Annotated in this window: 11 protein-coding genes and 2 pseudogenes; 9 read left to right on the forward strand and 4 right to left on the reverse strand. The window is 61.5% G+C overall.

Features of this window, described 5'->3' with window-relative positions; all coding sequences use genetic code 11:
• From ABIB56_RS18525 to ABIB56_RS18040, 6 genes and pseudogenes are all read left to right on the forward strand, one after another.
• Nucleotides 1-110 (forward strand): annotated as a pseudogene (locus ABIB56_RS18525) (IS5/IS1182 family transposase); the annotation flags it as partial.
• Between the two features lie 417 nt (nucleotides 111-527).
• Entirely contained in the window at nucleotides 528-2,126 is a 1,599-nt protein-coding gene (locus ABIB56_RS18020) for an MFS transporter (RefSeq protein WP_354570605.1), read from the forward strand.
• A gap of 29 nt (nucleotides 2,127-2,155) precedes the next feature.
• Nucleotides 2,156-2,524 (forward strand): YciI family protein, encoded by a 369-nt coding sequence (locus tag ABIB56_RS18025; RefSeq protein ID WP_354570606.1) that lies wholly within the window; start codon nucleotides 2,156-2,158, stop codon nucleotides 2,522-2,524.
• Complete coding sequence (locus ABIB56_RS18030) at nucleotides 2,521-2,847, forward strand: sigma factor (protein ID WP_354570607.1); 327 nt, start codon at nucleotides 2,521-2,523, stop codon at nucleotides 2,845-2,847. Before ABIB56_RS18025 ends, ABIB56_RS18030 begins: the two co-directional genes overlap by 4 nt.
• On the forward strand, nucleotides 2,844-3,758 hold the full coding sequence (locus ABIB56_RS18035) for an RNA polymerase sigma factor (RefSeq protein ID WP_354570608.1): 915 nt from the start codon (nucleotides 2,844-2,846) through the stop codon (nucleotides 3,756-3,758). Before ABIB56_RS18030 ends, ABIB56_RS18035 begins: the two co-directional genes overlap by 4 nt.
• 305 nt (nucleotides 3,759-4,063) lie before the next feature.
• A complete protein-coding gene (locus ABIB56_RS18040) occupies nucleotides 4,064-4,399 on the forward strand; it encodes a DUF4440 domain-containing protein (RefSeq protein ID WP_354570609.1) in 336 nt (111 codons plus the stop codon).
• A gap of 51 nt (nucleotides 4,400-4,450) precedes the next feature.
• On the opposite strand, the gene ABIB56_RS18045 is transcribed toward ABIB56_RS18040, so the two are convergent.
• The 3 genes from ABIB56_RS18045 to ABIB56_RS18055 all read right to left on the reverse strand — a co-directional run bounded on the left by ABIB56_RS18045 (nucleotide 4,451) and on the right by ABIB56_RS18055 (nucleotide 7,254).
• Complete coding sequence (locus tag ABIB56_RS18045; RefSeq protein ID WP_354570610.1) at nucleotides 4,451-5,284, reverse strand: M55 family metallopeptidase; 834 nt, start codon at nucleotides 5,282-5,284, stop codon at nucleotides 4,451-4,453.
• 157 nt (nucleotides 5,285-5,441) lie between these two features.
• Nucleotides 5,442-6,344 (reverse strand): serine hydrolase, encoded by a 903-nt coding sequence (locus ABIB56_RS18050; RefSeq protein WP_354570611.1) that lies wholly within the window; start codon nucleotides 6,342-6,344, stop codon nucleotides 5,442-5,444.
• Nucleotides 6,337-7,254, reverse strand: coding sequence for a LysR family transcriptional regulator (locus tag ABIB56_RS18055; protein WP_354570612.1), 918 nt, complete (start codon nucleotides 7,252-7,254; stop codon nucleotides 6,337-6,339). Before ABIB56_RS18055 ends, ABIB56_RS18050 begins: the two co-directional genes overlap by 8 nt.
• Before the next feature lie 170 nt (nucleotides 7,255-7,424).
• Here ABIB56_RS18055 and bla point away from each other — a divergent pair, with 170 nt between their 5' ends.
• From bla to ABIB56_RS18070, 3 genes are all read left to right on the forward strand, one after another.
• A complete protein-coding gene (gene bla, locus ABIB56_RS18060) occupies nucleotides 7,425-8,243 on the forward strand; it encodes a class A beta-lactamase (protein ID WP_354570613.1) in 819 nt (272 codons plus the stop codon).
• A 309-nt stretch (nucleotides 8,244-8,552) separates the two neighbouring features.
• Nucleotides 8,553-9,176 (forward strand): hypothetical protein, encoded by a 624-nt coding sequence (locus tag ABIB56_RS18065; RefSeq protein WP_354570614.1) that lies wholly within the window; start codon nucleotides 8,553-8,555, stop codon nucleotides 9,174-9,176.
• On the forward strand, nucleotides 9,166-9,480 hold the full coding sequence (locus ABIB56_RS18070) for a hypothetical protein (protein ID WP_354570615.1): 315 nt from the start codon (nucleotides 9,166-9,168) through the stop codon (nucleotides 9,478-9,480). Before ABIB56_RS18065 ends, ABIB56_RS18070 begins: the two co-directional genes overlap by 11 nt.
• Nucleotides 9,481-9,683: 203 nt before the next feature.
• Here ABIB56_RS18070 and ABIB56_RS18075 read toward each other — a convergent pair.
• Nucleotides 9,684-9,825, reverse strand: a pseudogene (locus ABIB56_RS18075) (IS5/IS1182 family transposase); the annotation flags it as partial.

Consider the following 9,825-nt stretch of genomic DNA (forward strand, 5'->3'; position numbering starts at 1 on the left):
GGCTGATCGATGGGAACGTGTCGGTGGACGGGACGATCGCTCGCGCGCATCAGCATGCGACGAACACGACTCGCCCCGATCAGGACACAGGGGGCGTCCCTTGCCATTCAATCTGTCCGATCGACAGGCGAGTTGTCCGCTGAAATCGCCGCGTTTTCGAGGCATAGCGGTGTCGCAGGAATACGTAATGATGGCAGTCTTTGCCATTCATCTTGTCCAAATCGAAGACCACGGCAAATGAAACCCTGATGTTGATTCGCCGAATGCCTGCCTAATCGGTTCCATTGCCGAGGTGCCCCACCGAGGAACTCGAGGTCGTGAACGTGGATCTCAGATGCCCGTAAGCCGAACCTTCATAGACACTTATGGTTCGGTCGCCTTCGATTCGTATGGTCGCCTGATGACGCGCTCGGTCGATTGGTCTGCGAACTCGCAGAAACCTTTTTTGCCCGATCTGTCGAATCCTGCCGAGTGGTGACGACCTTAGTGTGAATTCGCTTGTTCACCTCAAGGAAGACGCCACGGCAATGAAACCGAACGACCGCACAACGCCGAGCATGCTCAGCAGACCGAATGATCTTGTGAGAGCGGATATGCGGGCAGGCGCTCGTGAATGGCTCGGTCTGGCGGTGTTGGCGTTGGGTGCGTTGATCGTGTCCATTGACGTCTCCGTGGCGATCCTCGCCCTGCCGCGGATCAGCGAAACGCTCGGTGCCAACAGCAGCGAGCAACTGTGGATTCTTGATTCATACGGGTTCTTGATGGCCAGCTTGATGGTCGCCTTCGGCTCGGTGGCTGACCGCATTGGGCGACGGCGGATGGCGTTGATGGGCGCGGGCCTGTTCGGGCTGGCCTCGATCGCGGCCGCGTTCTCCTTTTCGCCGCTGATGCTTATCGGTGCACGGTCGGTCATGGGGATCGGTGCCGCCGCGTTGTCGCCAGCACTCTTCGGGCTGCTGACCGGAATGTTCCGTAGCGAACGGCAGCGCTCCGCGGCAATCGGCATTTTCATGGCGTGTTTCATGGGCGGCATGATCCTGGGTCCCTTGATCGGCGGATTGCTTCTGACCCAGCTCTGGTGGGGGCCCGTATTCCTCATCGGAGTACCCGTGATGCTGCTCCTCGTGGTGTTAGGCCCAATCCTGCTCGACGAGTACAACGGGGCCGCGACCAACGAGACCGGTCACGTGCGGGTGACCGATTGGCTAAGCGCGCTGTTGTCACTCCTGGCGATTCTCCCCGTCGTGTACGGGTTCACGGAATTCGCCCGTGTCGGCATCCGATGGCCCTCCACACTGAGCGTCGTCCTCGGCCTGACCTTCGCCGTGGTTTTCGTGCGCAGGCAGCGCATCCTCTCTGCGGACGTTCGGCGCGAGCCGTTGCTGGATCTAGCGATGTTCCGAAGCCGCGGCTTCGTCGTCGTGCTGGTGAGCCTGCTGCTGATGACCATGATGACTGGTCCGATGATGATGCTGAACACGCAGTACTTCCAACTGGTGTCCGGTTTGAACACGCTGGACGCTGGGCTTCTGACCCTTCCCGCCGCCGCTGTCAACGTCGTCGGCTTCATCGTGATGCCGTTGATCGCTCGCCGCGTCCGACCGGGACTGGTGATCAGCGGCGGGCTCGGCCTGGTTGTGCTCGGCCTGATTGTCATGGCGCTGATTTCCCCTACCACCGGGCCGTGGCCTCTGGTGTTGGGATTCGCAATGGTCTCGTTCGGCGCAGCCCCGCTGCCAACCCTCGGCACCAACCTGATCGTCGGGTCGGTGCCGCTGGAGAAAGCGTCCTCGGCTGCATCCACCTCAGAGACGAGCGGCCAACTCGGCTACGCGCTGGGCATTGCGCTGCTGGGAAGCATCGTGACGCTCGTTTACAGGTTGCGGCTCCCACACATCGCCGGACTCTCTGATGCCGCGCGGGCCGCGGCGACGGAAAGCATCGCTGGGGCTGCACGGGTCTGGGCGGACTCACCCTCAAACACGGCAATCGGCCTGCGTGATGCAGCGGCACTTGCGTTTTGCTCGGGCCTACAGACCGTGGCGGTCCTCAGCGCGGTGGTGATGACCGTGATGGCCGTGATGACCTTCATCACGCTTCGCGCAATTCCCGCTTTCCACAAATAAAATCACGAACAATAATAAGGAGAACAATCATGAAGTATTTAATCCTGATGCAGGTCGACCCGTCGGCTCTCGAATCACTCTCGGCCGACGAACAGCAGGCGATCGGTTCAGGCCACCAGGCCTTCATCGAGCAGACCACCGCCTCCGGCGAGATGCTGAGCACTCACGCTCTCGGCGACCCCAGTCAGACGACCACGATCCGTGGCACCGGCGGCAAACCCGAGGTGATCGACGGTCCCTTCGCGGAGACGAAGGAGTTCATGGGCGGCTACTACCTGCTCGACGTCGAATCGAAGGAGCGAGCAATCGAGCTTGCACAGCTAATCCCGGATGTCGGGATCAAGGGCCTCGCTCTGGAGATCCGCCCGGTGATGTTCTCCTCCGGGGCGAACATGTGAACAGTGGCATCGCACCCGAGGACCTGCTGCGTACTCTGACGCCGCAGGTCCTTGGCGCGCTCCTGCGACGGTACGGCTCCTGGCAGTTCGATCTGTGCGAAGACGCAGTTCAAGAGGCACTACTCGCGTCCCACGAACAGTGGGCGAGGCAGGGTCAGCCGGTCGATCCTCGCGCCTGGCTGATCACGACAGCCACACGCAGGTTCATCGACCGGATTCGCAGCGAGAAGCGCCGGCGAGACCGCGAACTGACACACCTGCCCTCACCCATCCGCTTACACAGCAGCCGGCCCGGGATCCCGACGACAGTCTGCAGATCATGAAGCTGTGCTGTCACCCCGAGTTGCCACCGTCCGCACAAATCGCGCTGACGCTCCGCGCTGTCGCCGGCCTGACGACGGCGCAGATCGCTCACGCGTACCTGCTCCCCGAGGCCACCGTGGCGCAACGTATCACCCGCGCCAAAGCCCGCATCCGCGAAACCGGCGCGCGATTTCCCCCGCCGACGTCCCCTGTGGACCGCCTAGAACCCGTACTAACAGTTCTTTACCTGATGTTCAACGAAGGTCACACCGCCACCACAGGGCCGACAATTCACGATGTCGAACTCAGCGGTGAAGCCATCCGACTAGCCAGGATCGTCTGCGCAGAACAGCCCGAACATGGTGAAGCGGCTGGCCTCCTCGCCCTCATGCTCCTCACCGACGCCCGACGAGCCGCCAGGACCACAGCGCGCGGCGCGCTCATCCCCCTCGACGAACAGGACAGAACGCTGTGGAACCGGCCCGCCATCCACGAGGCCGTATCGATCCTCGAGCGAACCCTCCCTGGGAGACCACCGAGCCAGTATCTGGTGCAAGCCAGCATCGCAGCGTTGCACGACGAGGCGCCGAGCACCGCGGAAACCGATTGGCCGCAGATTCTGATCCTGTACAAGCTCCTCGAACGCGTGAGCGGCAACCCTGTCGTAACCCTCAACCGCGCCGTTGTCGAGGCAATGGTTCACGGGCCCGCCGCCGGATTGGCCACCATAGAGCAGCTGTCCGACAACGGCCTAAAGGCAGAAATGCACAGACTGATCGCAGTGCGTGCACACTTGCTGGAGCGAGCCGGTATCCGGGTTGGTGCGATCGAGGCCTACCGGTCTGCCGCCCAAGCAACCGCATCCTCGCCTGAGCGCGACTATCTACTCGCCCGCGCCCGAAGACTCGGCGACTACCTCGTTCTGAAATAAGGACAGTCTCCGTCAGCCGCAAGCGACGGGCACTCAGCGACCACCCGCAGGCGAGCGATCATCGAGCCGCGTGTCGCCTGCTCCCCGAGAAGGAATTGAGGACACATTTCGACTTCGACTACGACGGATGCCCGGGAGCGGAACCTGTTGCCGCGCGCTTTTTCACCATCACGCGGGGGAATATTGGGCCAGGCCACGAGATTGGCGAGCGGTACATTGGGGACCATGACGCAGGAATCGACCGGCACGGTGTACGTCGCAGAACGCATCCTGGTTGCCCCTCACGAATTGGAGACGCAAGAGCCGTGACTGACGTCGAGATCGTGAAGTCATCATTCGACGCATATCAGCGGGCGGACGCTGCCGCGGGTGCCGCACTTCTTTCCCCAGCATTCGTCTTCACCAGCCCGCAGGACGATCACCTTGGTAAGGGGACCTACATGGAACGATGCTTCCCCACGGCTGATCGTTTCGCCGAGTCGCGCATCCTCGAAATGGTGCCGACCGATCACGGCGTGGTGACGGTGTACGAGTACGAACTGGTGAGCGGTGGAACATATCGCAACATTGAGCTAACTCGAGTAGAGGACAACCTGATTGTCGAAACGCAAGTGTTCTTCGGCGGACAACTATCGGCTTGAGCCGAATCGGCACGCCCGCACGCGGAAGGGTAATGGACACGTGGATTCTCTTTATCGAGATGCGAAATAGCCGACCAGATATGACCACACGATTATGACGTCAAGTGCCTGGCGTGGGCTCTCGGCCCGAAACTGAACGGTGCGAGCATCAATTCGATGTGTTCCCGGCACGAGAGACACAATTTCGGCGGCGCCATTTGGCCGGAACTCAGCCTCGAGGAGAATTGTTTTGGGAATGAGTGCCGCGCGCAAGCTGCCTGATGCTGCCGCCTCGACGGCGCGACGAGCGCCTTCTTCTACCGTGGTCCGAGCGGTGTCGGGATGCATAGTTAACGCCGCGGTCCTGCCAACTGCTTGCTTCACCGGCACGCACACAACTCCCGGAAATACTCTCTCTGCGACGTTACAGATCCCTTCGTCTCCTGTGACCAACCCGACAGGAACTCCGAACTCGGCGGCAACCAGCCCGTTCAACTTGGCCTCGCTGATCGACGACCCGTTGAGCCGCACATCGGCGAAGGCGCCTCCGCTGAAGGTGTGAGCCAACACGCCGAATGAGTCGGCTGAACCAACGTGGTACCCGACGAACAGCACAACATCTGTCTTTTCGCTGATCCCTTGCAACATGTCAAGCGGTTTCGGATCCCCCACTACTAATCGAGCGCGAGGGTCGAGTTGTTCCGCGATGAGGTTATCCGCCGGCCCGTGACTGTCTGTCACCAGAACCGTGTCCGCGCCAGCCGCAAATGCTCCCCTCACGGCGGCATTCGCCTCGGCAGTCATCAGAACTCGTGCGCGTTCATAGTCGCGGCCTCCGGGGAGGGTTTGCTGGCGCGTCGCAATCCCTGCGACCCCTTCCAGATCGATCGAAATCAGCACATCCATGAAGCACTTCCCAGCGAGAAGACCACACTGACGTAACTACCTACAACCAAGAGGTTAGAACGAAGGGGCGAGTTCACTTGCCGAGTCGTCTCGAGAATGCGGGGTTGTGGCGCAACGTTTGCAGCACTTGATGTGAAAAACGATTGTGGATGACCGATTACGGGTGCGAGATGTATCGCACAGCGTCGTGCATCCGGCGCGCCGCCGACCCTAGGGCCGCCTCTGCCGCCGGCTGTTGGGTCGCGGGTACGGAGGAGGTGCTGAGCGCGACAATAACTAGTTGTGACCCGTCCGAATGTTCGACGACTCCGGCCTCATGACGAAGATTGAGGACGGTGCCCGTCTTTGATGCCCAGCGCGCGTCATCGGCGACGAAATCTGGCGCGAGTCGATGGCGGATGATGTTGTTTCGGAGGTGTTCTCGGAGTGTCGCAGCGACAGCGGGTTCGATTTTTTGTCCGCGCCAAAGTGTTTGGAGCAGATCCGCCCAACCAATAGCTGTCCCTGTATTGGTGCGAGCGACGTCGAGCTGTCGCACGGGATGTCCGCTGGCGGGAGTGCTGCCGTGGATGGCGAGCGAGTGCGCCAGGTGCGCGTCCTGAGGCTGAAACCTTTCGAGGGGGGTGTCCCAGAGGTCCCCGAACGCGTGTCGCACGTTGATGCCGTGAACGCCGATGCGACTGAGGTAGGCCATGACTGCTGCTGGCGGAACCAGATCGAGGAGTGCGTCGGCGGCGCCGTTGTCGCTGATCGTGATCGCGAGGGAGACGAGATCGGCGACCGCGATGTGAGCCTCATGCCGAAACTGCCCGGTGCCGGGGGAGGTGCCGAAGCCCGGCGCTACGCGAAGCCTGGCAGCACCGTCGATTTGGCCCGTTTCGATGGCGTCGAGCACGGCCAGTGCAAGGGGTAACTTGGCCAGCGACGCGGCGGGTGTCGGGACGTCGCCGTTGAGGGCAAGCTCATTGCTTGTTTTGATGTCGCGCACGACTATTGACGCGCGAAGTCCGGCATCTTCCAGCTCCTCGCGCACCTCGCGGAGTAAGCGAAAATCACGCATCGAAGATCCGGCCCGTTGTGGCGGAACTCTCGGAGGCGCCGAGGGCGGCGCCCAGTTCGTGCGAAACAGTATCTGCGACCCTTCGAATGTCGTGGTCGCTACTGGCTACGAGTTCGTAGCCGCGAGCAATCTTCACCCCGATGAATGGCCGCCACGACAATCCGACGTCGCGTGCTTCCGATTCCGAGCAGAGCAGGAGATCGCCCGTGGAAAGCACAGTTGCAAGAGATGTTGTGAGGGACGAATCGATGGGTAGCTGGCCAGGGACGAGCCCAGCTGCGAATCCTGCACGAGAGATGACGTCTCGCACATGGGGTAAGTCGTCTTCAGGGGTGATGTGAAGGCGGGATCCGGTGTCCACGTCATGGCCAGGTCGCACGACTCGAGAGCGACGGAGAGCGGAGAGATGAAGGGTGCCTGCGTATTCACGTCGACCGGCCGCCCCGAGCGGGACGCGCCAGCGGCCTTCTTCCGCGGGCACGGCGGCCACGGCAATGCTCACGATCGCGGACGACACAAGCTCCGCGCGTCGCGGCGGTGGCGCTCGGATGAACTCGATGGGTATCCCGTCAGCGCGACCGGTAGCGTCAACGACTGCGAGGTCGCGAGTACTACAGGATTCGGGTACGGCGATCATCACCGGTTGACGAAGCGTCCGCTCAGCGTCCATTTCGAGTTCATCGGCCAGGCGCACAAGTCGCCGTGCTGACGGAGCGACGCCGCGCCCGAAAGGCGTAAGCCCGGTTCGGCGGGCCCCCCGCTCCAGAAGGGGGCCGCCAAGGCGTTCCTCCAAAGCCAGCAGACGGCGGCTTGCGACTGATTGAGCCACCCCGAGCGCAGCCGCCGCTCGAGTGACGCTGCCTCTTTCGTCGACCTCTGCCAGCACACGACAGGCAGCAATAAGATCCATGGTCAAAGGCTACGCCATGCCAATTCAGCATGAACTGATCCCTTATGGTCTTCGACAGCATGCCCGTTCTGAACGAGGCTAGACGAATGCAACGTCAACTTAGGCCCATAGCAGCTCTTGCTTTAATCGCACTGGTCGCCAGCGGGCTCGTCGCGTGTACAACCAGCCCCATGCCGACACCCTCATCGACCGCACCCGCCACTACCTCGGCCAAGCAGGCGCTGGCAGAATTAGAGAACAGCCATCATGCCCGCCTCGGTCTGGCAGTCATGGACACCGGGACCGGGCGCGTGATCAGCTACCGTGCAGGGGAACGGTTCGCATTCGCATCGACAAATAAGACCTTCATCGCCGCTGCAATCCTCCAACAATCCTCTCCCGCCGATCTTGCGACGGTCGTGCACTACTCGCCGGCTGACCTGCTGGCATACGCTCCCATCACGAGCCAATTTGTCGACTCCGGGATGACGGTGCGCCAGCTACTGGATGCGATGCTGCGCTTCAGCGACAACACGGCAGCGAACATCCTTGTGAACAGGCTCGGAGGTCCCTCCGTCATCCAGCAGTACCTTCGCGGATTAGGCGACAACGCAACCAACGTCGATCGGCTGGAGCCGGACCTTAATCAGGCGCTTCCAGATGATGCGCGAGACACAACGACGCCGCAACAATTCGCCAACGATATCCGCGGCGTCGTGCTCGGATCGGATCTAGGTAGTGCCCAACGAGTGCTTCTCCGAAACGAGATGCTCGACAATACAACCGGGGACGGTACGATCCGGGCGGGAGTCGACACGGCGTGGCCCGTCGCTGACAAGACCGGCACGGGTGATCGTGGCATCAGGAACGACATCGCTGTGGTCTACCCGACGGGAAGGGCACCGATCGTCGTCGTGGTCATGACAGTACCTAATGACCCGACCGCTACGGCGGACGATCCGCTAGTCGCAGCAGCCACGCGAACTGCTATCGATGCTCTCGATCAGTGACATGAAAATGCACGATAACCATCGGCAACTGCCAATCGAGGATCACCGGTCGGTGGGCGTATTGAGGCATTGTCTACATTTTCCGCCCCGTGCCCAGTCGCTGCATCAGCCGTACATGACCGCCCTCGTCATCCGCGTAACTCCGCAAAGCAGACCTTGCGAGATTCAGGAGACCCTGAAGTCATCAAACAACACCCGCGCCGCCAGCACGCACGGGACGCAGTGATGACCCCGAAGCCATCGGCTCAAACTGATCACCTCCTGCGCGCCCGGCGTCAGGCGTTAGCAGTCTCTTCCGCTTCCTGCATATTGGCTTTCTTCGCCGAGATCCTACGCATCATCCGGATCGCAAACGACGGCCCGGATCCAGGGCACGTATTCAAGCTCGCGACCGTCACATTCCTCGTCGTTGCCACGGGGGCACTGGTCCTGATCGCTGCCTCCCGACACCGTGACACACGACGGCTCGCCGAGCTCCGTGCCCTGCTACCGAACGCGTTCGTTGGCCAGTTTTTTGTCGGAGCGAATCTGCTCGATGCTATCGCCTGGCTCAAAGCCAGCGGCCGAATCCACGGCAAGCTACCCCTGAATACCCTCGTCGACGTATCCGCTGACGAGATCGAGGTGCGATTCTACAAGGGGGGCGCGAAACCTCGGCTGCTGCTATCCCTGCCCAGTTCGATGGTACGAAGCGTCACGGCAGACGATTGCGAAACCATCCGAGGCACCCGTCCCTCCGTGAACATTACCCTCCCATCCGGCGACGCGGCAGTGAAACTGCCCCTGCTGATCAGCCGAACGACAGCATTCGGAGCCACACAGAAGAACCGCGACACAGTGAAGCAGCTCGCCGCGGAGATGTCCGCCCGGGTTCTTTCACCCGTCACAACCCAGACAATACCGCTGTCAGAAAGGCCCCCCAGTGACAACTAAGCCCTCAGTCCGGTCAATTTGGGTCGGACGAGCCCTGGCAGTCGTTTTCTTCATTGCCTCAATCGTTCTTACCCTCGTCGGCTTCCGCTTCTTGTTCGCAGGCGACTGGCTCGAATCCCACACGGTGAGATACGGCCCCCTAGCGATCCTCCTCGCCGCGCTCCTCACCGCGGTCACGGCAATCGCCTTCGCGGTCATAGGGGTAGTGCGGCGGCCACGCGAAGTCCTGAGCTGGGTCGTAGCAGCAATCGTTCTGGCCGCCGTGCCGCTGTTCATCGTGCTCACCCGCGCGCTAGGAACGTAACCCTTCACGGTGAAGGGCGAATCGTTAGCCCCCTTGTCGATTCGCGTCGTTCACGCGCCGTCATCCAAATGGCCAAGACTACGACGGCCAGCTCCTATTGAAACGTGGACATCGGCGGAATTGCGTTTGACAATCATTGTTACTCGCATTGTGCTGGGCGCGGTTGCGCGGGAACGGCATTACTTAGAGGTTGCACGGATGGGTCATGGTTTTCGGGTTGGTCGGCCGTTCCAGCGGTAGCGGGTCCAGGCCTCGCGGATGAGTCTGCGGACGATGATGATCGCGTTGGCGAGGGCGATGAATGCGTCGATGACGCGGACGTGTCGCTCGGTGCAGATGGCGAGT

It is taken from the genome of Glaciihabitans sp. UYNi722 (assembly GCF_040549465.1).
Taxonomy (GTDB): domain Bacteria; phylum Actinomycetota; class Actinomycetes; order Actinomycetales; family Microbacteriaceae; genus Lacisediminihabitans.